This is a genomic window from Octadecabacter ascidiaceicola, from assembly GCF_900185015.1.
GTDB classification, from domain to species: Bacteria; Pseudomonadota; Alphaproteobacteria; order Rhodobacterales; family Rhodobacteraceae; genus Octadecabacter; species Octadecabacter ascidiaceicola.
This window is the reverse complement of the sequence record NZ_FXYD01000001.1, coordinates 709,630-733,974: the sequence shown is the minus strand read 5'-3', so window position 1 is coordinate 733,974 and position 24,345 is coordinate 709,630. Positions and strand designations below refer to the sequence as shown.

Annotated in this window: 22 protein-coding genes; 2 read left to right on the top strand and 20 right to left on the bottom strand. The window is 55.3% G+C overall.

Annotated elements, in window-relative coordinates; all coding sequences use genetic code 11:
* Window positions 1–84 precede the first annotated feature (84 nt).
* The 15 genes from purF to pyrC form a co-directional block, all read right to left on the bottom strand.
* Window positions 85–1,542, bottom strand: a complete 1,458-nt coding sequence (gene purF / locus OCA8868_RS03620) for an amidophosphoribosyltransferase (protein WP_093995519.1) — start codon at window positions 1,540–1,542, stop codon at window positions 85–87.
* A 121-nt stretch (window positions 1,543–1,663) separates the two neighbouring features.
* Window positions 1,664–2,158: a hypothetical protein gene (locus OCA8868_RS03615; RefSeq protein WP_093995146.1), complete on the bottom strand. Its 495-nt coding sequence runs from the start codon at window positions 2,156–2,158 to the stop codon at window positions 1,664–1,666.
* A gap of 20 nt (window positions 2,159–2,178) precedes the next feature.
* On the bottom strand, window positions 2,179–2,769 hold the full coding sequence (locus OCA8868_RS03610; RefSeq protein WP_093995145.1) for a CvpA family protein: 591 nt from the start codon (window positions 2,767–2,769) through the stop codon (window positions 2,179–2,181).
* Between the two features lie 30 nt (window positions 2,770–2,799).
* Window positions 2,800–4,167, bottom strand: a complete 1,368-nt coding sequence (gene radA, locus OCA8868_RS03605) for a DNA repair protein RadA (RefSeq protein WP_093995144.1) — start codon at window positions 4,165–4,167, stop codon at window positions 2,800–2,802.
* A gap of 49 nt (window positions 4,168–4,216) precedes the next feature.
* Complete coding sequence (locus OCA8868_RS03600; RefSeq protein ID WP_093995143.1) at window positions 4,217–5,158, bottom strand: alpha/beta hydrolase; 942 nt, start codon at window positions 5,156–5,158, stop codon at window positions 4,217–4,219.
* Entirely contained in the window at window positions 5,155–5,607 is a 453-nt protein-coding gene (locus OCA8868_RS03595) for a paraquat-inducible protein A (protein ID WP_093995518.1), read from the bottom strand. Before OCA8868_RS03595 ends, OCA8868_RS03600 begins: the two co-directional genes overlap by 4 nt.
* 56 nt (window positions 5,608–5,663) lie before the next feature.
* Window positions 5,664–6,290 carry a hypothetical protein gene (locus tag OCA8868_RS03590; RefSeq protein ID WP_093995142.1) on the bottom strand — a complete coding sequence of 209 codons (627 nt, stop codon included), beginning with the start codon at window positions 6,288–6,290 and terminating at the stop codon, window positions 5,664–5,666.
* Between the two features lie 3 nt (window positions 6,291–6,293).
* A complete protein-coding gene (locus OCA8868_RS03585) occupies window positions 6,294–7,052 on the bottom strand; it encodes a DNA repair protein (protein WP_093995517.1) in 759 nt (252 codons plus the stop codon).
* Between the two features lie 341 nt (window positions 7,053–7,393).
* Complete coding sequence (locus OCA8868_RS03580) at window positions 7,394–7,600, bottom strand: hypothetical protein (protein WP_093995141.1); 207 nt, start codon at window positions 7,598–7,600, stop codon at window positions 7,394–7,396.
* Window positions 7,601–7,618: 18 nt separating this feature from the next.
* A complete protein-coding gene (locus tag OCA8868_RS03575) occupies window positions 7,619–8,365 on the bottom strand; it encodes an ABC transporter ATP-binding protein (RefSeq protein ID WP_093995140.1) in 747 nt (248 codons plus the stop codon).
* Window positions 8,362–9,138 carry an MlaE family ABC transporter permease gene (locus tag OCA8868_RS03570; RefSeq protein ID WP_093995139.1) on the bottom strand — a complete coding sequence of 259 codons (777 nt, stop codon included), beginning with the start codon at window positions 9,136–9,138 and terminating at the stop codon, window positions 8,362–8,364. The genes OCA8868_RS03575 and OCA8868_RS03570 overlap by 4 nt, the downstream gene beginning before the upstream one ends.
* On the bottom strand, window positions 9,135–10,172 hold the full coding sequence (alr, locus tag OCA8868_RS03565; protein ID WP_093995138.1) for an alanine racemase: 1,038 nt from the start codon (window positions 10,170–10,172) through the stop codon (window positions 9,135–9,137). Before alr ends, OCA8868_RS03570 begins: the two co-directional genes overlap by 4 nt.
* Window positions 10,173–10,214: 42 nt before the next feature.
* Window positions 10,215–11,702 (bottom strand): replicative DNA helicase, encoded by a 1,488-nt coding sequence (locus tag OCA8868_RS03560; protein ID WP_093995137.1) that lies wholly within the window; start codon window positions 11,700–11,702, stop codon window positions 10,215–10,217.
* A 190-nt stretch (window positions 11,703–11,892) separates the two neighbouring features.
* Complete coding sequence (locus tag OCA8868_RS03555) at window positions 11,893–12,567, bottom strand: orotate phosphoribosyltransferase (RefSeq protein WP_093995136.1); 675 nt, start codon at window positions 12,565–12,567, stop codon at window positions 11,893–11,895.
* A 52-nt stretch (window positions 12,568–12,619) separates the two neighbouring features.
* Window positions 12,620–13,669 (bottom strand): dihydroorotase, encoded by a 1,050-nt coding sequence (gene pyrC / locus OCA8868_RS03550; RefSeq protein ID WP_093995516.1) that lies wholly within the window; start codon window positions 13,667–13,669, stop codon window positions 12,620–12,622.
* 106 nt (window positions 13,670–13,775) lie between these two features.
* On the opposite strand from pyrC, the gene OCA8868_RS03545 reads away from it, so the two are divergent.
* Window positions 13,776–14,057: a hypothetical protein gene (locus OCA8868_RS03545; RefSeq protein ID WP_093995135.1), complete on the top strand. Its 282-nt coding sequence runs from the start codon at window positions 13,776–13,778 to the stop codon at window positions 14,055–14,057.
* Here OCA8868_RS03545 and OCA8868_RS03540 read toward each other — a convergent pair.
* Entirely contained in the window at window positions 14,054–14,992 is a 939-nt protein-coding gene (locus OCA8868_RS03540; protein ID WP_093995134.1) for a hypothetical protein, read from the bottom strand. The genes OCA8868_RS03545 and OCA8868_RS03540 overlap by 4 nt on opposite strands.
* A 100-nt stretch (window positions 14,993–15,092) precedes the next feature.
* Window positions 15,093–16,313 (bottom strand): acyl-CoA dehydrogenase, encoded by a 1,221-nt coding sequence (locus tag OCA8868_RS03535; protein ID WP_093995133.1) that lies wholly within the window; start codon window positions 16,311–16,313, stop codon window positions 15,093–15,095.
* A 237-nt stretch (window positions 16,314–16,550) separates the two neighbouring features.
* Here OCA8868_RS03535 and OCA8868_RS03530 point away from each other — a divergent pair, with 237 nt between their 5' ends.
* Complete coding sequence (locus OCA8868_RS03530) at window positions 16,551–18,368, top strand: ABCB family ABC transporter ATP-binding protein/permease (protein WP_093995132.1); 1,818 nt, start codon at window positions 16,551–16,553, stop codon at window positions 18,366–18,368.
* Window positions 18,369–18,727: 359 nt separating this feature from the next.
* Here OCA8868_RS03530 and OCA8868_RS16465 read toward each other — a convergent pair whose 3' ends face one another.
* From OCA8868_RS16465 to OCA8868_RS03510, 3 genes are all read right to left on the bottom strand, one after another.
* A complete protein-coding gene (locus OCA8868_RS16465; RefSeq protein WP_143849484.1) occupies window positions 18,728–19,132 on the bottom strand; it encodes a hypothetical protein in 405 nt (134 codons plus the stop codon).
* Between the two features lie 65 nt (window positions 19,133–19,197).
* The gene (locus OCA8868_RS03515) at window positions 19,198–22,956 is read right to left on the bottom strand and encodes an efflux RND transporter permease subunit (RefSeq protein WP_093995129.1); all 3,759 of its coding nucleotides are present in this window, start codon (window positions 22,954–22,956) and stop codon (window positions 19,198–19,200) included.
* Complete coding sequence (locus OCA8868_RS03510) at window positions 22,953–24,164, bottom strand: efflux RND transporter periplasmic adaptor subunit (RefSeq protein ID WP_093995128.1); 1,212 nt, start codon at window positions 24,162–24,164, stop codon at window positions 22,953–22,955. The genes OCA8868_RS03515 and OCA8868_RS03510 overlap by 4 nt, the downstream gene beginning before the upstream one ends.
* Window positions 24,165–24,345: the final 181 nt, after the last annotated feature.

Sequence of the window (24,345 nt, the reverse complement as noted above, 5' to 3'; positions counted from 1 at the left end):
TGGCAGTTAGATGCAAAGCGTGCGCAACAACCCAGAGGTATCGCGGGACGCTCAACTGTAAGATTTACTATAAAGAGTAACGGGTTACTCAGCAGCGGTGTTCATCTCAAAGCCCTGTTCGACCATGTCGGCAGGTTTAACCGGATATTCACCGCTAAAGCACGCATCGCAATACGCGGGCGCTTTGGGGTCACGGCCATTTGCCTCGCCCACTGCGCGATAGAGCCCGTCAAGCGAGATGAACTTGAGAGAATCAACACCCAAATGGGAGCGCATTTCTTCTTCGGTCATTGTCGCGGCGAGAAGCTTTTCCCGCTGTGGCGTGTCGACGCCGTAAAAACAAGGCCACGCCGTAGGGGGCGATGCGATGCGGAAGTGAACTTCGGCAGCGCCTGCTTCAAGGATCATTTCCTTGATCTTGCGCGAGGTCGTGCCGCGGACAACGCTGTCATCCACAAGGATGATACGTTTGCCCTTCACCAGGGCGCGGTTCACGTTCAGCTTAAGGCGAACACCCATGTTGCGGATGCTTTCGGATGGCTCAATGAATGTGCGGCCCATGTATTGATTGCGGATTATGCCCATCGCGTAGGGAATGCCCGATTCAAGGCTATACCCAATCGCCGCTGGGGTGCCGGAATCCGGTACGGGGCAAACAAGATCGGCGTCTACTGGATTTTCTTTAGCCAGCTCGCGGCCAATGTTTTCACGGGTCTCATAGACAGAACGGCCGCCGAGAATTGAATCTGGGCGGCTGAAATAGACGTGTTCGAAAATGCAGAAGCGAGACTTGGCGCGGCGGAACGGGAAATGCGATTCAACGCCCTTTTCTGATGCGACAACCATTTCGCCCGGTTCAATCTCGCGGATAAACGTGGCGTTGATGATGTCCAGCGCACAGGTTTCCGAGGCCAGAACCCAACCATCGCCAAGCTGCCCAAGAACCAGTGGACGTACGCCCAATGGGTCACGACAGCCAATAAGTTTGGTTCGGGTCATGGCAACGACGGAAAACGCGCCTTCGACTTTGCGTAGGGCTTCTTCCATACGATCCGGAATCTTTTTGCCCATGGAACGCGCCATTAGGTGAATGATGCATTCACTGTCAGAAGAGCTTTGAAAAATGGAACCGCGTTCGACCAGTTCTTTGCGAAGTGCAAGCGCGTTGGTGATGTTGCCGTTGTGCGCAATCGCGGCGCCGCCCATGGAGAACTCACCAAAGAAGGGCTGCACGTCGCGGATCTGTGTCGCCCCCTTAGAACCCGCTGTGGAGTAGCGCACGTGGCCAATTCCGATCGGGCCGGGCAGGGTGGCCATGGTTTCAGCGTCCGTAAAGTTATCGCGGACATATCCAAAACGGCGCGCTGAACTGAACCCGTGGGCGAAATCGTGGGTAACGATACCGCCCGCTTCTTGACCGCGGTGTTGCAGGGCGTGAAGGCCAAGGGCAACGACAGAGGCTGCGTTTTCAACCCCCACGGCGCCGAAGACACCACATTCTTCCTTTAATTTATCGTCATCAAAGGGATGGGCAGGGGGCATTTGGTCGCGAAGGCTCATGGGCTTGCTAATTGGCACGGGGGGCAGCTCCGAATCCGAGGGTCTAGCGTTGAGGGGGGTTTAACCCTTTGTCGTGAAAGTGTCACGCAATCATGGCGACAGTTTACTTGTTATCTGTTGGCGGCGGCAGAGGGCGACACCGAAGGCTGAGTGCCATGGGGATGCGAATGACGCAAACATAGGCCGCAACGCCAGCCGCACTGAGCATAAAACTCTGCCCGAACAAGACAGTGACGGTATATCGCTTATCAATCGGGGCAAACAGAACTTCGCGAAAAGTGATCTCGATGCTTTGGAACAGCGCGAGAAACAGAAAACTGGCCTCAACAAATGCTGCAACACAGGTTGTACCCAATACGCCAATGAGCGCGAACACGATATGTTCCTTGCTGCTGAACTTTTCCGGCTTTGCTGTAATCAGCTTTTTCAAAATGAGGTTTGAGAAAAATAACGGCGCGAGGGCCGCTGCGGGCAAAACATACCGAGGATAACTGCTAAATTCAAAAGCGCGGCCTGCAGCCATAAACACCATAGCAGCACCATAGAGGCCCGCGCAGATCGCGATAAAAAGAAGGCTATATTTGACGTCACGCGACATAATAGTGGGCTTTCTTGGCCTTAGTTCTCGGCAGGTGCGGCTTCGACGTCCTCAACAGGCTCACCGCATTCACCGACAAGTTGTTCATACTGCGTTGTGATCCAGCCAAGCGCGGCTTCAGGGTCGCGCTCTTCGATGCTGCCCGTCATTTTTGAAAACACAGCAATCGCGCGGCTGTTTTCGACCATCGGGATGTTCTGGCTTTGCAGCACGGTGGAATAGACAAAGAACGCCACGGCAACCAACAAAATACCGCGCAGCGCACCAAACAAGAACCCAAGGCCTTGGTCCAATCCGCCTAGAACGGAGCGTTGGATCAGGGATGAAAACAGTGGTGTGAAGATTGAGACAATCACGAGGACCACAGCGAACACGGCAGCAAAGGCCGCGATCACGCTGAGTTCACAGCTGTCCCCGATGAAATCGCCGACAACGGGGATCTGTTTGACCAGTGGTTTCACCTGATCCGCAAAGATAAATGCCATGACCGTTGCAACGATCCAACCCATGATGGCCAGTGCTTCGCGCACGAACCCGCGGGAGTAGGCCAGCAGTGCTGACAGAATAATAACAATGGCGACCACGCCGTCGATGATGGTGAAATCGCCCATGTGTTTGTCGCCTTGTCTTGCTCTGCGGGGTTATCGTTCCCCGAATACCTGTTCCACGAAGCTGTGCAAGTCGCGCATCTCGCGCATGCTTACACCGCTGTCCCCGCCACGTTTCGCACGAACCGGAGTGATTGCGGAGGTAAAACCAAGTTTTGACGCTTCTTTCAACCGATTTTCCGTCTGAGGTGCGGCCCGCAGGCCACCTGAGAGGCTTAATTCGCCAAAAACAACACAATCTTTGGGCAGGGCTGCATCTTCGCGGGCGGAAATCAGCGCAGCGGCAACGGCCAAATCGGCCGCAGGTTCGCTCACGCGCAGGCCTCCGGCGACGTTTAGATACACATCAAGGCCAGTAAACGGCACGCCCGCGCGGGATTCGAGGACAGCGAGGATCATCGCAAGGCGCGAGCCGTCCCAGCCAACAACTGTGCGGCGTGGTTGCGAATGGGGGGAGGGCGAGACCAACGCCTGAAACTCGCACAGCATGGGCCGCGACCCTTCGATGCCAGCAAACACCACCGACCCCGGCGCAGGGTCGCCGCGTTCAGAGAGGAACATCGCCGACGGGTTCTTGACCTCAGCCAGCCCTTTGCCGGTCATTTCAAACACACCGATTTCGTCGGCTGGGCCGAAACGGTTTTTGACAGCGCGCAGAATACGGAACTGGTGGCCACGCTCGCCCTCAAAATAGAGCACCGTATCGACCATATGTTCCACAACGCGCGGCCCTGCGATGGTGCCTTCTTTGGTGACATGACCCACAAGAACCACGGCGATGCCATTTTGCTTGGCAAATGTCGTCAGCTCATGCGCGGCGGAACGCACTTGGGACACAGACCCCGGGGCCGCCTCGACCGTGTCGAGCCACATGGTTTGAATGGAATCGATGATCACGAAGTCGGGCTTTTCCGCCTCAAGCGTCGTGAGGATATCGCGCAGGTTTGTTTCACTGGCGAGTTTCACAGGGCTTTCCGTTAGGCCAAGCCGCCGCGCGCGCATTTGCACTTGAGAGGCGGATTCCTCGCCTGAAATGTAAAGAACCTTCAGCCCGTTGCGGGCAAACCGTGCGGCCGCTTGCAATAGCAGTGTCGATTTCCCGATGCCCGGATCTCCACCCACCAAAATAGCGGAGGCTTTCACCAATCCGCCGCCCAAGGTGCGATCCAGCTCACCCACGCCAGACAGCGTGCGCGGCGGTTCGGGTTCAAGGGTTGCAAGATCGGTGAGGTTGATCTGCTTGCCACGTCCGCCGCCCATCGCCTTTTTGGACTTAGGGCCGCCAGTCAGGGGCTTTACTTCTTCAATGGTGTTCCATGCTTCGCAACTGTCACAGCGCCCTGACCATTTGGTTGTGGACGCATTGCACGCGGTGCAGGTGAAGGTGATATCTTTTGCCATGTTCACGTTTTATTCTATTTTAAATGTAACGCAAGTGGGCAGGTCTACGTCAGCTGCCGATGTTATTGCGCAGAAAGTCCAACACGGTGGGCGAGGTCAGCGCGACAAGGTGGTTGTCCTCTGCGTCGCGCACGTCCGTTAGGTCAACAACGCGAAAGCCCAAGGCCTCGTAGCGGTTAATATCATCCACATCCGCGCCAACACGATTTCGGGTTTGCGCCAGTCGCGCTGACAAGAACAGCGCAGGGTCGCGGCCTGACACAACGAGCAAAGAACTATTGGGAAGCGGTGAAATATCGTTCACCTGCGTCGTGAAAACGTCAGGCGCAATATCGGGCTGCAAAAGGATCAGGCTGTCCAGCACGACGGGTTGGTTTTTCAGGCGCATCCGCACCAAGGCTTCCATCGCCAGCATGCACCCGAGCGAATGGGCCACCAAGGTTATGGACCCAGCCCAAATGCGCCCTAAATGAATGAACAGGTCTTCGAGTGCGGATCGTGATTGCAAGGCACTGTCACGATCAAACAGATAGCCGCTTGCTGTGGTCGCGGAAGGCCACACGAATGACAGTTGCGGCCCTCGCATGCCGGTGTCCTGCACCATCTGCGCTTGTCGATAGACGGCTTCGGCGGATGTGTTGTTGAACCCATGCACCCAAATCACCAGCGGTTCCGCGCCAGCAGGCCCAAGTGCGCGTTTCAAGTCTTGGTCAGATGTCACCTGACGTTGACGCGACAGGGCAAAGGCGTTGTCACCCTCAACAGGCACTTCACCGGGAATACGGTTGCGTGGTACGGCGACATCAAGGTCATAAAAATTCAGACCGTCGATATGTTCCTTGCTGTCAAAAGACGCGCGGTTGGTCGCCATTAGGATCGGCTGATTATCAAAGACCGTTCCGATGATCGGCGCCGTGAAAAGTCCGCGGGCCTCACAACCAGACATCAGCGCCACTGAGCTGGTCGCCATGAAGGTGCGGCGGTTCATCATGCTGTCGTCGCCTTGATGTGGCGGGCTGTGAATATGGACACAAGGATTGATGCCAGAACGCAGCCCGTAAACAAATAGAGCCCCCAGCCGCCTTCAACGGTCACACGTCCGGCGCCTTTTACGACAACCACGTAAAGCGCGATTAAGAAGATGTCTGCCATTGCCAGCTTGCCCAAGTACCCGAGCACGGGAAGGACCTTGGCCTTCAACAGGTCAAAATGCACCAAGGCCAATCCGATGGTTTTCAGGTAAGGTGCGAAGATCGCGAAGGCGGTGACGATCAGGGCAAGGAACACATCGCTCCCCCAAAGGCTTTGCAGACCGGAAATGACCGAGATTTCGTCCATCCCGAAAATCGGCAGCAACGCTGCGCGCAAAAGCGGGGCAAACCACGCGATTGGAAACAGGATCAGCAGGGCGAGGTTGGCGATACGTAAAACGTTGAGCATGAAGCGTCCTTTGTCGTTACGCACTGTTTGAACGCCTCGTCGATTGCTCGCAAGGCTTAGTCGTCCGCGCAGGGAATCCGGTCCGCTGTTTGTGTCCCAAGCACACGGTCAAGCAGCCCCGCGCCATCGCGCACAGCTTGTTCTGCGCCATCAGAAATACGCTCATCAGCCTGCGCGCAAAGCTTTTCAGCGAGCGATGCTTCGTGGCGTTGGGACGTTACCCCGCTGAAGATCGCGCCAATCACCAAGGCCAAGAAGATAAGCGCGACGATGCCCGCACCGTGACGGGTCGGCGGGGACGTGACGGGGCCAGTCGTATGTGCCGGGGCGAGCTCGTCTGGTTTGAAGGCATGCATGGTCGGGTCGGGGTCGTAATAGTTGACGTCCCATTCGCTCATCGTGAAACCGACGAGGCAGGCAATCAGTGCAAATATGATAACGGGCCACTCGTAAAGCAGCGTCAGCCACGGTGTTGCAAGGGCAGGCACGGCTGCGCGTACAACCCCAAGTGTCAGATAGACGACCATCACTACCGTTAGGGCAACACCCCAGTTGCGCACGGTTTCCGCGTGGTTGGCGATCCATGTTTTGGAAAACCCGAACCCGATCAGGCGCATAACTACGCGCATCACGCCGATGACGAAGCGGATGAAAAGTGCCGCGAGGTCCGCTAAAACGTCCACGCTTTATTCAGCGGCAGGTTTTTGTGGCAGCGGAACAATCTCGGCGCTTTCTTTGCCGAGGGTGTAGCCCAGAGACGGCAAGGTTGCCTCAAGCTGTTCTTCAAGTTGGGACAATTGGGACGCCACAACGCTTTCTTCAAGCTCAACCTGCTGGGACCATTTGCGGATGTCGCGCAGGTTGTGGTGGGCTTCAACGATCAGCTGTTGCTGGCGTTCCGCTTCTTCCTGACGCTGGCGTAGGAAGGTTTTGGCGCGGCGGACCTTTTCATCATTGTAGATATCGGACAGCTCGCGGGACTGATGGGACATTTGCGCGGCAACTTCCAAAACGGATGGTTCAAGGCTGTCCAGATCAGGGTGATCGCGAAGATAGGCGAGGCGTTCGCGTACTGCGTCAAATTCGGATGACATCGTGAAAACACCGGCGCGGTCAGCGGTATGACACAGGTGGTATGCGCGGGCGACGTCTTCCATGCTCAGTTTGAAGTTCCGGTGCGACCGTTCAAGCGACATGATGCGGCCTGCGCTGGGCATAAAGAAGAACAGGGATGCAAGGATAATGGTCACAACGATCTGTGTGTACATTCCAGCAAGCGGCACGAAGAAATCGCCGAAGGTTGCGGTGAACGTGAGCCACGGTGCAAACCCAAGTGCGCAGGCAAGCGTATAAACGAGGGCAGATAGCCCGATCACAAGTATCAGAACCATTGAGATAGAATGCAGTACACGGTGGCCACTTGCCACCAAAGACGAATTCGACACGTTCACCCCCAGGCTGTGATGTCTTTACTAAAATGTTAACCATATCTTAGGCGGAAAGCTGCCTACGACCCAAGGGGAAAAACCGAAAATTTACTGCAAGGTCAGGAAAACCGGAACAATAACAGGATATTGCGGGCATTGTGTTCGAAGCGTTCTGGATATTCCGGTGATCCCCACAACGATAGAAGATCATGATGATGTAGGAGGCTTATGAAATGGCCATATATTCTGTGTCGGGCACAGGACCTAGCTAAAACACGGTCTGAAATGGCCAGTTCCCGATTCGCGCGTCGGATGAATTGAGCTTTCAGGGTTCGCTTTGGTTGGCATGGTGTGGTCGATCAAAGGCCGAAATTCGTTCTTGAAAGCTCAAGCCCCAAGATGCCAGCAATAACGATCAAAATGATCCCCACAATCAGTACAAAACCCATCCAGCCGTATTCCCCAGGGGTCTTTCTTCGCCAAACTCCGATCGCGCCGATCAGAACCAGCAGAAGACCTAAGGGACCACCAATGTAGACCGCAGCGAGTGCAAGAATAAGCTCCATTATCGGCCTCCGTTTTCCTTAGCGCACGGCTTCAATCGGGCCTTCAGCGCGGCCATGGATAAATTGGTCAACATAAGGGTCGGTTGACGCATCCATGTCTGCAACTGGTCCAGTCCAGCGGATTTTACCCGCATGCAGCATCGCGATTTTGTCGGCGATGGCGCGCACGGATGTCATGTCATGGGTGATTGTTATGGCGGTTGCGCCCATCTCGGTCACGATCTCACGGATGAGGTCGTTGATGACGCCGGACATGATCGGATCAAGGCCCGTTGTCGGTTCGTCAAAGAAGATGATCTCAGGTTCAGCGGCGATGGCACGGGCAAGGCCGACGCGTTTTTGCATGCCACCGGACAGTTCAGCCGGAAGGCGGTCTGCAACATCAGCGGACAGCCCGACACGGCGCAGTTTTTCAATTGCGATGTCGCGGGCCTCGTCCTTGGGCTTCTTCAATGATCCGCGCAGCAAACGGAACGCGACGTTCTGCCAAACGGGCAAGCTGTCAAACAGTGCAGCCCCCTGAAACAACATGCCAAAACGGGCGAGGAACGCGTCGCGGTCGCCTTTGTTCACGTCCTTGCCATCGACGGTAATCGTGCCGGTTTCTGGTGTAACAAGGCCCAGTATCGATTTGATCAGAATGGATTTTCCGGTGCCGGAGCCGCCGATCACAACCATGCTTTCGCCCTGAGGCACCGACAGGTTCACACCGCGCAAGACGTGGTTGGATCCAAATGATTTATGTACGTCTGTAAGCTCAATCATGCGGAGAAAAATGCCTCCGTCAGTAGGAAGTTTGCCGCCAATATCAGGATCGCGGCGGCGACCACGCTAGACTTGGTTGCGCGTCCAACGCCCATCGCGCCGCGGTCGGAATTCATGCCGTAGTAGCACCCCATGAGGGCTGCGATGAAGCCAAAGACCGCGCCTTTGACGAGGGATGAAATGATGTCGAGCGGTTCAAGGAAATCGGCGGTGTTTTGCAAGTAAGCGGACGCATTGAAACCCAAGCGTTCGGTGCCAACGATGTAGCCGCCATAAATGCCGATAATGTCGCCAACACCCACAAGAAGCGGCATCACCAAAGTTGCCGCCAAAACGCGCGGCAGGGTGAGGTATTTCATCGGGTGGGTCGACAGCGTGACAAGCGCGTCGATCTGTTCTGTGACTTTCATCGTCGCGATTTCCGCCGCGATTGAGGAGGTCACACGCGCCGCGATCATCAAGCCAACCAAAACGGGCCCAAGTTCGCGCACCATGCCGATGGCGACAATTTGCGGCACAACGGCCTCTGCCGAAAAACGCGCGCCGCCGGAATAGATTTGCAACGCCAATGCGCCGCCCGTGAAGAAGGCTGTTAGGCCAACAACAGGAAGCGAGAAATACCCGATTTGCAAAAGCGCGTTACCAAATTCACGGCCATAAAATGGCGGGCGCACCAAATGGCTGATTGTTTGCCCCGTGAACAAGGCCAAACGCCCGATCGCGGCCAGAAACCCCAAGACCGCCGCGCCAATTGAGGCCAGTAGCGTGCTCATCCGCCGGCGTACCGGCGTTGGTAGCGCGGGCCAAGCGAGGTGAGGATTTCATAGCCAATAGTGCCCGCACGTTCCGCCAAGGCGTCTACGGATTGATCCTGGTTCAGTACGGACAAGACGCCGGGAAGTTCTGGCAAATCGGTTACGTCAGCAGTGATCAGGTCCATTGAGACACGGCCCACCAGCGGCACTGACTGATCGCCGTGCCAAAGGCTTGCGCCACCAGACAAAGCGCGGATCAATCCGTCTGCATAACCGCCTGAAACAGTTGCGATTTTTGATGGGCGTTTTGCTGTCCATGCGTTGGCGTAGCCAACGGTTTCATCGATTCCTACGTCGCGGACTTGGATAACAGGCAAGTCCAGATAGGCCACTGGACGCGCATCCAAAAACGGCGCACCACCATACAGGCCAACACCCGGCCGCGTCATGTCGAAATGGTATTCTGGCCCAAGCAAGATACCACCAGTCGCCGCCAAAGATCGCGGAACTTCGATGCCATCGGTCATCAGGTGGAACTGCTCAAGCTGTTGGCGGTTCATCGCATGCTCAGGCTCATCCGCGCAGGCGAGGTGGGACATCACGAGACGGCAATTCTGCGACAAGGCAATTTCAGCAACCGAGGCCCATTCACCCATCTCAAGCCCGAGGCGGTTCATGCCCGTATCAAGTTGCACTCCAAACGGGTGGTCGGGCAGGGCCTCAAGGTGGCGGGTAAGTTGGCCGACGGTGTTGACCAGTGGGGTCAACATCATGTCGCCAATCATGTCGGTATCGCCGCGCATATGGCCGGCGAAGACGAAAATTTCCACATTGGGACCAACGGCTTGGCGCAATTCAGCGCCTTCTTGCGCCACTGCGACGAAAAAGCGTTTTACACCCGCCTTCATCAACGCGCGGCCCACTTTTGCGAGGCCTAGACCGTAACCATCTGCCTTAACCACGGCAGCGGTTTCCACGCCTGTCATACCATCAAGCGCCCGCCAGTTGCTGGTCAGCGCATCTAAATCAACTGTTAAAAAACCTGTACTCATGGCCCGTTCATGCCAGCCCGCGCGAGGGGGGGCAAGTGGGGTTTAGAATTCCTGATCGCCGTTCTGCTGCCACGGTTTCACAAGATTGCCAAAGCGGGTGAATTCCGGCGTGAACGATAGCTCGACCGTGCCAATCGGACCGTGACGTTGCTTGCCAATAATGACTTCGGCCTTGCCGTGCAGTTCTTCCATCTTTGCGACCCAACCGGCCATCGCTTCCATGTTGCTGTCATCGGGCTTTTCACGCTCGGTATAGTATTCGCCGCGATATACGAACATCACGACGTCGGCGTCTTGCTCAATCGATCCAGATTCGCGCAAGTCACTGAGTTGTGGGCGTTTATCTTCTCGGTTTTCCACCTGACGCGACAGCTGGGACAGGGCGATAACGGGGATTTGCAGTTCTTTCGCGATGGCTTTTAGGCCCATCGAAATCTCGCCGATTTCCTGCACACGGTTTTCAGACGTACCGCGCACCAGCTGCAAATAGTCCACGATCAGCAGGTCCAAACCATGGGTCCGTTTCAAACGACGCGCACGCGCAGACAACTGGCTAATTGGAATGGCGGCAGTGTCGTCGATATAAAGCGGGCAGGCTTCAAGCTGCTTGGCGGCATCCACGAAACGGCGGAATTCGCCCTCGGTCATGTCACCTTGGCGGATTTTGTGGCTGGAAATTTCGGACGCTTCGGCAAGGATACGGCCCGCCAATTGTTCCGCCGACATCTCTAGTGAAAAGAACCCGACAACGCCACCGTCAACAGAACCTTCGGTGCCATCCGCCAGCTTGCCCTTCTTGTAGGCCTTGGCGACATTGTAGGCGATGTTGGTCGCAAGTGATGTCTTCCCCATTGACGGGCGACCTGCGAGGATCAGAAGGTCAGACTTGTGTAACCCACCGAGTTTATTGTCCAAATCGATCAGGTCAGTCGCGACACCCGCCAAACCACCATCACGCTGATAGGCGGAGTTCGCGACATTTACCGCATCTGTGACGGCCTTCAGGAAGGACTGAAATCCGCCCTCAGTGGAACCCTGTTCGGCCAGTTTATAAAGCGCCTGTTCTGCCTCAACGATCTGTTCTTTGGGCTCGCTTTCGACATCAACCTTGCCAGCTTTGGCTGCGATGTCCTGTCCGACTGTAATCAACTGGCGGCGCACCGCGAGGTCATAGATCATCTGGGCGTAGTCGCGTGCGGCAAAGGCGGAAATCGCAGCACCAGCAAGACGCGCAAGGTAGGCTGGTCCACCGAGTTCTTTCAGCCCTTCGTCATCCTCAAGAAACGCCTTCAGCGTCACAGGGGAGGCGAGGTTATTTTTGGCGATACGCGCAGCAGCCGTTTCAAAAATCCGTGCATGGACGGGATCGTAGAAATGGTCTGGCCCGACGATCGCGGACACACGGTCAAAAATGTCGTTGTTGGTTAGGATCGCACCCAGAAGCTGCTGTTCAGCCTCGATAGAGTGGGGGGCGGAATCGACATTGGCTTCGAGTGTGCCTGTCGCGTTAAATGTCGTAATCTCGTTCATATACCTGTCCCCTCAACCCGCGAACCACCGCTCGGCTGTCATACAAAACACGCAGAGCTTGCGCAAATTGTATAAAGCTGTGGATAGGCTGTGTGAGGGGATAATGGCACAAAATGCAGCCCGCGCAAAGCGCAGACCGCAAGATATTGTGCTTAGATGTCTCGAATTTCTGTTAACTCTTTTGCAAGAATTAAGCGTGCGCGGCCGACCATGCTGCCGGATCGCGCAGGTAGGCTTCGACTTCGGTTAAAGTTGCTGCATCAAAAGATTCGGATGCTTTGGCTTCTGCTAGAACGTCCCACCACGTGCACAGGTGCAGCAATTGCACACCATGATCGGCGAGATTTTGTTCCACGCCCTCAAAGATGCCGTAGAAGAAAATCACGGCCGTTGCGTTGCACGTGGCACCAGTTTCACGGATCGCATCTACGAAGGACAGCTTTGAGCCGCCGTCGGTGGTGAGGTCTTCGACCAAAAGCACGCGTTGGCCCTCCGACATCACACCTTCGATGCGTGCATTGCGGCCATAACCCTTCGGTTTCTTGCGAACATATGTCATCGGCAAGGCGAGACGTTCGGCCATCAGTGCGCCGAACGGGATGCCAGCGGTTTCGCCACCGGCGACATTATCAAACGCCTCAAAACCACATTCGCGCATGGTTGTGACGGCTAGAAAGTCCATCAACGTGCTGCGGATGCGTGGAAACGAAATCAGCTTGCGGCAATCCACATAGGTCGGGGCCTTTTTGCCGTTCGAATGGGTGAACGGGTCAGCGGAATTGAAATCAATCGCGCCGATCTCAATCAACATGCGTGCTGTTAGGCGGGCGATTTCCGCTTTGTCAGGAAACGAGGTGGGGATCATCTGTCTTGTCTCTTTTTTGTTGCGAAAGCCCGTCTAAGGGGCATTGAATTGGTTATTCGACGCGCCAATGTAGTGGGAAACCCGGATCAAACACTGTTACGGGGCCATCTGCCGTTTCAACGCAGGCCGGATATTCAACTGGATCACCTTTGATCAACGTGACCGTGTCCTCATTCGGTTCTAGCCCGTAATAGCGCGGCCCTGCGAGGGACGTGAAGTTTTCCAATTTGTCTATTTTTCCAGCCGCATCAAAGACTTCTGCGAGGCAAGATAGGGTGTTTATTGCTGTGAAGCACCCAGCGCATCCGCATGGCAAAAGCTTATTTGCGTCCGTGTGCGGGGCTGAATCCGTGCCAAGGAAAAACCGCTTGTCGCCAGAAATCGCAGCCTGAACCAGCGCGATGCGGTGCTTTTCGCGTTTAGCAACGGGCAGGCAGTAATAGTGCGGTTTTATGCCGCCCGCGAGGATGTGGTTGCGGTTGATAATCAGATGGTGCGTCGTGATCGTTGCCGCGAGGTTTGAGCGGCTGTCGCGCACATAATCCACCGCGTTCTCGGTCGTCACATGTTCCATGATGACCTTCAGATCGGGAACTTTCTTGCGGATCGGTTTCAGGACCCTGTCGATAAACACGGCCTCGCGGTCAAAGATATCAACGTTCGGATCCGTGACTTCGCCATGAACGCATAGGGGCAGACCCATGTCGGCCATGCGTTCCAACACAGGGCGGACTTTATCAAAGTCGGACACACCGGAGGCAGAGTTGGTCGTGGCGCCAGCTGGGTAAAGCTTAACTGCTGTGATGATACCATCACGGTGCGCGATTTCCAGATCGTTGGCGTCGGTGTCTTCCGTTAGATAACATGTCATCAACGGGCGGAAAGGGGTGCCTTCGGGCAGGGCGGACATGATCCGTTCGCGGTAGGCTGCGGCCTGCGCACCTGTTACAACAGGGGGCACAAGGTTTGGCATAATAATCGCACGGCCAAAATGGGCGGCGGTGTGGGGCGCTACGGCCTGCATCATCGCACCATCACGAAGATGAAGGTGCCAGTCATCTGGTCGAACGATTGTGAGGCGGTCTGGGCTTTGCTTGGGCATACTGCCCATTACACCGCGAAGGGGGAACTGACCAGAGGGTTCCCCTTGCCAAACTTCCAAGGGTTTGAAACAGCGGTGCCAATACCGCCACATAAGGGAGTTTTACATGTTCGGTTTTTTGATTGCAGTTCTTGCGGGCGCCGCGACGCCAATGATCGAAGCACCATTGGCGCGCCCAGTGGCACGCATGATGGGTGAGGGGTTTGATGTAAAGGATACGGAAATGCGAGCACTGGCATTTATGATCGCAATGATCATTGCTGGTATTTTGTGCGCAGTTTTCAGCTCTGGTTCGGCACTCGGCCTCGCGGTGGGTGGCTCCGTTGGATATTTCGCAATGCGTCTTCTGCGCACAGCTCAACGTATGATCGAAGACAAACGCAGTTAATCGCTCACGCCACGCGCCTCGAGTTCAGCAAGTTTCTTTTTGAACGCGGGGCGTTTGTTGATTGCATCCACATTGCGGCATAAGCGCATGAGCAATCGTTCGTGCCGATCATCTGCATCCAACCTATGCATTAGGGTGCGCAGGTATGGACCGTAGCTTTGACGCGCCCGCCAGAGCGTGGCAAAGCTGCCCTGATCCAACTCACTGTCCATCGCGAGCTCGATTATCTCGGGCAATACGTCCATTGCGTTTAACGCGCGATCAGCATTTGGACCAAGATAGGGGCAGGCAAAATGCGTCGTGTTTTCACCCCGAAAGAGTGAAGCATGCATTGCGTCTTCAATGACGGACGGATCATGCACAATAGAAACGGTTTCCGCAGTTTCCACCATCATCGGTGCATAGCCAAAGCGGGTTTTAAAATCTAAACGGCGGGTTTCCGGATGACGCTGATCCCAACGGGCAAGCGCCGGATCAAGCGTGGCCTGCGGCTGGATTGCCAAAACCTGTGCATCAGGTGCTGCAACCGAATAGGCCGCCGCGGCGTATCCCGCTGCGCCTGAACCATAAAACAGGATCTGATCGAAATCATCGAAGAACCCATCATCGATCAGACGGTCAAAGTAGCCAAACACCGCCGGGTGACGAAACCAGTCTGTTCGAGCATCAGCCAATAACGTCAGGCTAGACCATCCGTGGCTTTGCACGAATCCCCAGCCCAATGGCGCGTGACCGTCATTGTGTTTACGCACATTCGGGGCCGTTTCGAAGGTCACAAGAAGTGTGTGGCCTGCGTCTATCAACACAGCAGAATGGTTTGGCCCTACAGGTTCAAAGTATCCGAAATCTTCGGCGATTGTATCGACCTGATCTAGCCAAGCAGAGCGGTCCAGCTCGTTAAGGTCATAGTCAAACGTGGTGGCAGTATCTTTCATTCACTCGTCTCGTTCAAAAGGTAATCCCACTCACCGCGTTCAGCGCTAAGGACGCAATGAGGCACAATTTGGCAAGGGATGAGGCGAATGTAGGAAACCATTAAAAGAATGCCTGCAATCCAGTCTGCGCACGCCCAAGGATCAGCGCGTGGACATCATGCGTGCCCTCATAGGTGTTCACAGTCTCCAGGTTCACCATGTGGCGCATAATCTGGAATTCATCCGAAATGCCGTTGCCGCCGTGCATATCACGGGACGCGCGCGCGATATCGAGGGCTTTGCCGCAGTTGTTGCGTTTCATCAGGCTGATCATCTCAGGTGCGGCTTTGCCCGCATCCATTAAACGGCCAAGCTGCAAGGCCGACTGAAGTCCGAGCGTGATCTCGGTCTGCATATCGGCCAGTTTTTTCTGGAACAGCTGGGTTTGCGCCAATGGCTTGTTGAATTGCTTGCGATCCAGCCCGTAGGTGCGGGCGGCATGCCAACAGAATTCGGCCGCGCCCATGACACCCCAAGCGATGCCGTACCGCGCGCGGTTCAAGCAACCGAACGGCCCTTTTAGACCTTGGACGTTTGGCAGTAGCGCGTCTTCTCCGACCTCAACGCCATCCATCACGATCTCGCCTGTGACAGACGCACGCAGCGAAAGTTTGCCAGCAATCTTTGGCGCGGTCAGGCCTTTCATTCCTTTTTCAAGGATAAAGCCGCGAATTTTTCCATCGTGTTCTTCGGACTTGGCCCAAACCACGAACACATCCGCGATGGGTGCGTTCGAGATCCACATCTTTGAACCGCTGATTTTATATCCATTCGCCGTCTTAACCGCTCGGGTTTTCATGCCTGCGGGGTCGGACCCAGCATCAGGCTCGGTCAATCCGAAACAGCCAATCAATTCACCGGATGCCAAGCCGGGAAGGTATTTTTTACGTTGCTCTTCAGAGCCATAGGCGTGGATCGGGTACATCACCAGTGAGGATTGAACTGACATCATGGAACGATATCCGCTGTCGACACGCTCAATTTCACGCGCGACCAGGCCGTATGTTACGTATCCAGCACCCAATCCGCCGTATTCTTCTGGGATCGTAAGGCCGAGCAATCCAGCATCACCCATCTCACGAAAGATTCCGGCGTCAGCAGTTTCGTCGCGATACGCATCGCGGACCTTAGGTTGAAGCGTGCTCTGAGCAAACGTAGAAGCCGCGTCGCGCAGCATGCGCTCGTCCTCGGTTAGCTGATCTTCAAGACGCAAGGCATCCGTCCAATCAAACTCTGATAACTCAGGGCCGTGCCCCGTTCGTATCGCTGACGACTCGTTCATTTTAGACCCCACATAATTTCTCAGTCAGCTTAGCGTGCCGATTGGCGGCGAACAATGCGTGCCATGATCGGACTACCATTCGAGCGGAATATTGAAACAATCCTTGGCTCAGTTGGGGGTCATTTCCTTTGTGCAAACAATCGGTTCTGTGAAAGGCGCAACTCTGTGGCCTGCAGAGGCTGGCAATGCCCACGTTCAACCACTAAGTAAACAATCCTGTTCGAAAGAAAGCACCTTATGCGCGGCCTGACCAAGACTTCCGAAAACCTCGATGGTACGAAAATCCAAGGTTGGAAGGTCATTAAGCGTGTCGTTCCATACCTTTGGCCAGATGATCAGCTTTGGGTGAAGCAACGGGTTGTTGCGGCGCTGTCGGTGCTGTTCTTGGCAAAGCTAATCGCGGTCGGCACGCCACTAATATACAAAGGCGCGGTTGATGCGCTGGCTGGTGAAGGGTCTGCTTCGATGCTGGCGATCGGAGCGGTGGGCCTGACGTTGGCCTATGGCTTCGCCCGTTTGATGAATGTCGGCTTTCAACAGTTGCGTGATGTGATCTTTGCCAAGGTGGGGCAGAGGGCGCTACGGGCGCTGGCGCTTGAGACTTTCACCCATATTCACCGCCTGTCCATGCGCTATCATATCACGCGCAAAACCGGCGGGCTGAGCCGGATTATTGAACGTGGTGTTAAGGGCGTGGAATTCTTGCTCCGCTTCTTGCTGTTCTCTATCGGACCCTTGCTGATTGAGCTCGTGATGATCGCTGTGGTTTTGTTTTTCCTGTTTGATGTCTGGTACTTGGCTGTCGTAGTCGGCACCATCGCACTCTACATTTGGTTCACGTTCACTGTCACTGAATGGCGCGTCAAAATCCGCAAAGTAATGAACGACCAGGACACGGATGCGAACCAAAAGGCCATTGATAGCCTGCTGAATTTTGAGACGGTAAAATACTTTGGCGCAGAAAAGCGCGAGGCTGATCGGTATGATGGCGCGATGGAGCAGTATGTGGCTGCGGCGCTTAAAACGTCTTACTCGTTGGCATTCCTGAACTTTGGTCAATCTGTATTGATCACGGGTGGTTTGGTTGCCGTGATGGTAATGGCCGCGATGGGGGTTGAAAGTGGGGCATTGACGGTTGGCGACTTCGTTATGGTCAACGCCTATATGATACAGATCACCATGCCGCTTAACTTTTTGGGCACGGTTTACCGTGAAATTCGTCAGGCCTTGGTAGATATGGGGGCAATGTTCGATTTGTTAGAGCAACCAAGCGAAGTTACCGACAAACCGGACGCAAATGTTCTAAATGTGCAAGGCGGCGAGGTGGTTTTTGACGGTGTTTTCTTTGGCTATGACGCCGAACGCCCGATCCTGCGCGGTGTGGATTTGCCGATCCCAGCGGGGCAGACGGTTGCGATTGTTGGATCATCGGGTTCGGGGAAATCCACCATCGGGCGGTTGTTGTTCCGCTTTTATGACGTGGGCGACGGCGCGATCCGCATTGACGGGCAAGACATCCGCGATGTGACCCAAGTCAGCCTGCACGAACAGATCGGCGTGGTGCCGCAAGACACGGTGCTGTTTAACGACACGATCCGCTACAACATCGCCTACGGGCGCGAAGGTGCGAGCTTTGAAGACATCGTCGCCGCAGCAAAAGCCGCCAAAATCCACGACTTCATCGAAAGCCTTCCCGATGGATATGAAACCACCGTGGGCGAGCGCGGGCTAAAGCTGTCTGGCGGCGAAAAGCAGCGGGTCGGCATCGCGCGTACGCTGCTAAAGGACCCGCCAATCCTGATTTTGGATGAAGCGACCAGCGCACTTGATACTGAAACCGAAATGGAAATTCAGAACGAGCTCAAGGCGATGGGGCAGGGGCGCACGGTTCTAACAATCGCGCACCGTCTGTCCACTATCGCGGATGCTGACCGCATTGTGGTGCTTGAGAACGGCGTGGTTGTGGAACAGGGAACGCATGACGCGCTGCTGAGCAGTGATGGGCGATATGCTCATTTGTGGAACCGCCAGCAACAAGATGAAGACGCGGCTTAGTTGGGACAGACGCCGTTAGGCAAGAAAGCGGTCCAGACTGCTGTTTGTTAGCTGTTTCTGTTGGCGTCTAATACCCAAAGCCTTCGAGAGAGTTTCATAGCCTAGGGTTTGTGGCACAGCCATTGCCACGGAACTTAACTACTGATTGCCGACGACAGGCATCAAATGAAAGTGTTCCACACCAGGGACTTCATCCAATGCGCGCTTTAGCCTGTCCGAAAAAAATAATACTTGAGTCAAATAGGGGTCACACCAAAGATCGACATCTTGCCTTATTTTGGGCAGCACCTTGATCGGCATTTCTTTATAGCTTTTCGATCGCAGACGTGCCTGCCTTGCAGGAAACCGAGGATGCGGCTTCATCCAGCCTTCTTCGATACCCTTACTGCGATCAGCCGTTTCGCGAGGTTCCTGAATAACGATGGCCCAGTACGGTTCCACCGGAATTGGCTGTCCTTCGAAATCACAAAGAATGGTTTTGTGGAAAACGATTGACCGATATCAAACTGCTCGATGACCGCCTTAAATGGCTCGGTGACACAGCGATGTGCAAGAGAAATGACTGGGGGCAGCGGCAAGCTATCACTCAGTTTTGTGGCGCCGGTAAAATTGTACTGGTCCGCTATCAGTTCTGGGTTGACCTTCCTGCCCAAGGAACACTCGACGATGGCATCGCGATACTCTTGCAGGCGAAAATGCTTAGGTAGAAACGACTGATTTGTCCGAACATCACTCACATTCGTCGCCCAAATCTGTTCACTCATCGCTTAGCGCCCATCTTTTCCAGCGTTTCATTAACGTTCCCAAATCCACCATTTTTAAACTGCATTTATTCGGCTGCTTTCATCGGCACTTCGACTGGGGAACTTAGAACGGTGTAGGGTTCGTCACCCCAGATAATCTCAGGCGCTTTAACCCGCTTGGCCTCGCGTGACAGCGCCCAGTCTTGTGCAGCGCGGCTGGAATTACCCATCGAAAGCTTTGACAATAGTTGCGCGCCCCAGCGGGCATAGGTTGTGACCCAGACCCGCAGCGCCAGCATGGAAGGCGTGAATACCAATGTCAGAACAGTTGCGATACCAAGACCGAACACAACAGCCGTCGCCAGTTGTTTCCACCAAAGCGACGTCGGGCTGTCGATGGAAAAGCCACCGCCAATGAAGTCGAGGCTGAGGCCGAACATCATGGGGGCAAGGCCGGCCATTGTGGTGATCGTCGTCAGCAACACGGGGCGAATGCGATCTTCGGCGGTGCGGGTAATGGCCTCGGTGCGGGGCATGTAGCGCTCATATTCTTGGTAGGTGTCGATCAGCACGATGTTGTTGTTCACAACGATCCCCGCCAAGGCGACGATGCCTGTCCCCGTCATGATGATCGAGAACGCCTGATCCATAACTAACATTCCGATCAGCACGCCTGTGGTGGACAGGATAACCGCCAGCAGCACGAGGACAGAGTTATAGACCGAGTTGAACTGCGCCAGCAGGATGATGAACATCAGCCCCAACGCGCCCGCAAAGGCTTGCATGAGGAACGCACCGGATTCAGCTTGGTCTTCTTGGTCACCCGTCCATTCAAAGTTTACAGACGCCGGAAGCGGATTGGTGTCGAGCCATTCTGTGAGACGCTCAATGCGTTCATTCCCGTTCACCGCAACTGGCGTCGTATCGCCATCAATGATCGCGTTTTGAACGTCGACGATTGTGGCCGCATCATGAAGTTCAATCAGTTCGAAAATGGAACCGTCTGATGCTTCAACAGTGCGGGCCGCATCAACTGTCGCTTCACCGTCTTGCACTTCACGGAAAAGGCCAAGCACAGAAAGATCGTCGCCTTCTCCGATTGTGAACTTCGTCAAGTCTGCCTCAACATCCGCCTTCACATCAAAGTAACGGTTCTGGTCGATCCGGTCGATCTGCGCCAGTTCGGGCACAGGCGTGCGGGTGATGAAGTTGGACAGGGGCACAAGGCCAGAGGTGGTACGAACACGCAGAGAGTCGAGCGTCGACAGCACGCGGTCCGATTCAGGCAATCGCACGCGGATTTCGATTTCCTCGTCCGAGGTATCAACCCGCATCGTGTCCAGTAAAATACCGCGCGTTACAAGCTGAACCATGCCGCCAACCGTGGCGACATTGGCGCCGTAGCGCCCCGCTTTTTCAACATCGACGGTGATTTCCCAATCAATGCCGGGCAGGGGGCGGCTGTCTTCGATTAGTGTCAGACCTGTTGTGCTTTCAAACTGCGCCCGCACGGTTGCGGCCGCCGCCTGTAGGTCGTCCCAATTGCCGCTCGTTAACCGCAAATGAACGGGCTTTGCGGCACCCGGACCACGTGACAGGTTCAGGATCTCAGTACGAATGCCGGGGATTGTGTTAAGCTCGCTTTGAAGGCGTTCCATTACCAAATCACCGTCCAAAGTCGCCAAATCGATGTCGTTGGCACGTGCGAATGCTGGGCGGTCTTCCCACGGAACAAGCTCAAGTTGCAGCTGGCCGATGGTGTCCTTCGGGCTTTCGCCGCCGCCTGTGTTCTGGTTCAGCCCACCGGCGCCTGCGAAGGCAAAGACGGACTGGATGCCCGGCTCGGCAAGGGCCATTGCCTCGGCTTGTGCAACGAGCGCGTCCTTTTCAGAAATGCTCAGGTTGCCGCGCGCTTGGACGTAAACAATGGCCTGTTCCGGTTCGGATTCAACAAAGAACTCAACGCCATTGTTGTTAGCCCCAAAGATGCCAAATACCGTCATGACGATAAAAATGATCCCAGCAATCGACACGATCGGCATGATCGGATTACCCGCAATGAAATGGATCACGTGGCCAAAGATGGAGCGACGATAGCCCGCTTTGATGTTTTTGGCAGGGCGTTCGATCTTGGCGGCACCTACGGTAATGGACACTGCAATAGCGCCAAGCAGGAATAGGATCATCCCGGGGAGGGATGCAAAGAAGCCACCATCATTGACCTGCGCGCCGGACAGGTAACCGGGGTTCAATGTCAGCATCGCGCCGATAAACACCGTCATGATCGCGGGGAAGATGAGGGCAACATTTACCACCCAAGGCAAGCGGGCCTTGAGGAAGTCTGATGTGTTGCCGAATGCGCGGCTCATCCGGCCTGTGACGCCGCCTAAGACGGGCAAGTAGATCAACGCCACAACAAGGGATGCAGAGAGAACGAAGATAATTGTAACCGGCAACATGCCCATGAATTGCCCTGGAATGCCGGGCCAGAACAGCATCGGCAGGAAGGCGCATAGTGTTGTCGCGGTGGACGATACGATGGGCCAGAACATGCGCTTGGCGGCATCCGTGTAGGCTTCCATCGGGCCTGCGCCCTCTTTCATACGTTTGTCGGCAAATTCGACCACAACAATCGCGCCATCCACCAACATGCCCACAGCAAGGATCAGGCCAAACATCACGATGTTGGAAATGGTGATTTCCATGACGGCAAGGAAGGCGAAACACAGCAGGAACGATGTCGGGATCGCAAAACCAACCAGCAGCGCTGGGCGCGTGCCAAGGGCCGCAAGAACCACGATCATCACCAGCGCAATCGCGGTCAGAACGGACCCTTCCAGCTGGCGCACCATGGAATCCACGTTGCGGGATTGGTCGTTAGACACGCCAACTTGCACGGAATCGCGCAGATCTTGCGGCCATGCGGCAAGTTCTGCGTCAATCACTTCACGGACTTCTTGCGCCGTATCGATCAGGTTAAAGCCACGGCGTTTGACCACTTGTAGGGCAACCGTGGTGGTCCCATTAAAACGTGCGGTGCTGCGGCGGTCTTCGAATGTCAGGCGAATTTCGGCAAGGTCGCCAAGGGTGATCACGCTGTCGCCGTTGGTTTTGACGGGCAGGGTGTAGATGTCGCGCGGCTCATCAAAGCTGGACGGGATTTTGACAGCGAAGGAGCCTTGCTCGGTTTCGACTTCACCGGCTGCAATCAGAAGGTTGTTTTGCGTCACGACATCGATCAACTCGCCGGCGGTGACATTGTAGGCCTCCAGCTTGAGCGGATCGATGATCACTTCGATCATCTCATCGCGCTGGCCCGTCAGGGATGCCTCTAGGACGCCGTCAATACCTTCAACCACTTCCTGCAAGTCTTCAGCTACACGAATAAGCGTGCGTTCTGGAACGTTGCCCGTCAGGTTGACGATAACGATCGGGAACTCGGAAAAGTTGATTTCATTGACAGAATAGTTGTCCGCGCCGGCGGGGAACTGCCCTTCGGCAGCGTTCATCGCATCACGGATGTCGGCCATTGTGTCGGTTTTGTTCCAACCGAAATCAAATTCAAGCGCAACGCCCGCGTAGCCTTCGGAGGCCGTGGCGGTCATGTTTTCAAGACCATCTAGGTCCTGCAACTCGGCTTCCATCGGTTTAACAAGAAGCGTCTCGGAATCCTCAGCAGAAATGCCTGGGAAGGGCACCGAGACGAAGACAATCGGAATTTCGATATCCGGCTCGCCCTCTTTGGGCAGGCCAAAATAAGCCATGCTGCCTGCCAGAAGCGACAGGATAATAAAGGCAATGACCATCCGCGCACGCGCGGCGGCGACGTCGATGATTTGTATCATCCGTCAGCCTCCTGCATCGTCGGCACGACGGGAACGCCGTCTGTTACATATTCTTGGCCCACAACGATGACATCGACCGTTTCAGGCAGGCCGGTTACCCAGATGCCGTCGACAGTATCTCGCATGACGCTGACCGGCAGGAAGCGTGCAACGTTGCCGTCACCGACAGCACGAATGCCGATGTTTCCTTCGTCATCCAGCGTCAATGAGGACGCGGGCAGCAGGTGTGCTGTGCGTCCATCAGACGCGACAAGAATTTCTGCCGTTTGTCCGTCACTGATATGAAGGTCCGCATTCGGAACGCGTACTTCAACGCGGAATGTGCGGGTTAGCTCATCCGCAGATCGCGACAGGAACGTCACTTCACCAACGACTTCTTCACCCGATGCAAGGCGGGCACCCGCCATTGCGCCAACTGTGATCTTGCTGACGTCTGTTTCTGGAACAAAGCCGACCAGTTTGATCGGGTCGAGTTGGATAATTGTGGCGCAGGGCGCACCCGGCTGCATCAATGAACCAATTTCTGCTGTGTCGCTTTCCAGCAGGCCCGCGAAGGGGGCGGAAATGTTCAGCCGTTCAATTTCACGTTCAGCCGCGGCAACACCTGCTTGTGCGGCCTCAATCCCAGCCTGTGCAGATGCAACTTGTGTTGAAGCGCGTTGCACGCCTGCATTCGCGGCCTCTAGCGCGGCTTCTGCTGACACAAGGCGCGTTTCGGATGCGAATCCATCTTCGCTGAGTTCGCGGGCGACGTTCACGTTGATTTCAGCCTCGCGAACGCGGGCACTTGCTTCGATGACTGTCGCTTGTGCCTCAGGGACGCGACCCTGCGCTTCGGCCAGTCGTGCGCGTGCTTCGGCGAGGGTTGCTGCCCGTGTTCCAGGGTCGAGCTGGCAAAGAAGCGCACCTTCTTCAACAAATGCGCCTTTACGGATGGGTTCTGACACCACAAGCCCTGACGTTTCAGACGCAACGGTCACCTGACGCGCCGCTTCGGTGCGACCGCGCAGAATAACGGCGCTATCCGCTGTTTCGGCAACAGACTTCATGGCGACCACACTGATCGGATTTATGACATCTTCTTCGACTCCAGCGTCAGACGCGCTTGGGTCAACTTGCGCAAAGACCATCAATGCCTCTCTCTCAAACACGAGGGCATAGAGCGCGACTGATACAACAATCGCAGTTAACAGGGGCATGAAACGCATTGGGCTCTTTCGCAGTATCTAGGGGGCTCGTGGTGGCTGATTTATGGCCTGACTTGTCTGAACTAACCAGTTCAGATTAGTAAAATAGTGACCTACCGGCAAGTCCAAAATGTTAAAGGTTGTTACTTTTGCGGTAAGTCTCCTGAATTGCCCGTTTTTCCGTACGAATTAGGCATCGTTT

What these genes read in the sequence shown, in the direction of transcription:
- purF (WP_093995519.1), bottom strand. Translation starts at nt 1,542, where the DNA reads ATGCCCCCTGCCCATCCCTTTGATGACGATAAATTAAAGGAAGAATGT.
- OCA8868_RS03615 (WP_093995146.1), bottom strand. Translation starts at nt 2,158, where the DNA reads ATGTCGCGTGACGTCAAATATAGCCTTCTTTTTATCGCGATCTGCGCG.
- OCA8868_RS03610 (WP_093995145.1), bottom strand. Translation starts at nt 2,769, where the DNA reads ATGGGCGATTTCACCATCATCGACGGCGTGGTCGCCATTGTTATTATT.
- radA (WP_093995144.1), bottom strand. Translation starts at nt 4,167, where the DNA reads ATGGCAAAAGATATCACCTTCACCTGCACCGCGTGCAATGCGTCCACA.
- OCA8868_RS03600 (WP_093995143.1), bottom strand. Translation starts at nt 5,158, where the DNA reads ATGATGAACCGCCGCACCTTCATGGCGACCAGCTCAGTGGCGCTGATG.
- OCA8868_RS03595 (WP_093995518.1), bottom strand. Translation starts at nt 5,607, where the DNA reads ATGCTCAACGTTTTACGTATCGCCAACCTCGCCCTGCTGATCCTGTTT.
- OCA8868_RS03580 (WP_093995141.1), bottom strand. Translation starts at nt 7,600, where the DNA reads ATGGAGCTTATTCTTGCACTCGCTGCGGTCTACATTGGTGGTCCCTTA.
- OCA8868_RS03575 (WP_093995140.1), bottom strand. Translation starts at nt 8,365, where the DNA reads ATGATTGAGCTTACAGACGTACATAAATCATTTGGATCCAACCACGTC.
- OCA8868_RS03570 (WP_093995139.1), bottom strand. Translation starts at nt 9,138, where the DNA reads ATGAGCACGCTACTGGCCTCAATTGGCGCGGCGGTCTTGGGGTTTCTG.
- alr (WP_093995138.1), bottom strand. Translation starts at nt 10,172, where the DNA reads ATGAGTACAGGTTTTTTAACAGTTGATTTAGATGCGCTGACCAGCAAC.
- OCA8868_RS03560 (WP_093995137.1), bottom strand. Translation starts at nt 11,702, where the DNA reads ATGAACGAGATTACGACATTTAACGCGACAGGCACACTCGAAGCCAAT.
- OCA8868_RS03555 (WP_093995136.1), bottom strand. Translation starts at nt 12,567, where the DNA reads ATGATCCCCACCTCGTTTCCTGACAAAGCGGAAATCGCCCGCCTAACA.
- pyrC (WP_093995516.1), bottom strand. Translation starts at nt 13,669, where the DNA reads ATGCCCAAGCAAAGCCCAGACCGCCTCACAATCGTTCGACCAGATGAC.
- OCA8868_RS03545 (WP_093995135.1), top strand. Translation starts at nt 13,776, where the DNA reads ATGTTCGGTTTTTTGATTGCAGTTCTTGCGGGCGCCGCGACGCCAATG.
- OCA8868_RS03540 (WP_093995134.1), bottom strand. Translation starts at nt 14,992, where the DNA reads ATGAAAGATACTGCCACCACGTTTGACTATGACCTTAACGAGCTGGAC.
- OCA8868_RS03535 (WP_093995133.1), bottom strand. Translation starts at nt 16,313, where the DNA reads ATGAACGAGTCGTCAGCGATACGAACGGGGCACGGCCCTGAGTTATCA.
- OCA8868_RS03530 (WP_093995132.1), top strand. Translation starts at nt 16,551, where the DNA reads ATGCGCGGCCTGACCAAGACTTCCGAAAACCTCGATGGTACGAAAATC.
- OCA8868_RS16465 (WP_143849484.1), bottom strand. Translation starts at nt 19,132, where the DNA reads ATGAGTGAACAGATTTGGGCGACGAATGTGAGTGATGTTCGGACAAAT.
- OCA8868_RS03515 (WP_093995129.1), bottom strand. Translation starts at nt 22,956, where the DNA reads ATGATACAAATCATCGACGTCGCCGCCGCGCGTGCGCGGATGGTCATT.
- OCA8868_RS03510 (WP_093995128.1), bottom strand. Translation starts at nt 24,164, where the DNA reads ATGCGTTTCATGCCCCTGTTAACTGCGATTGTTGTATCAGTCGCGCTC.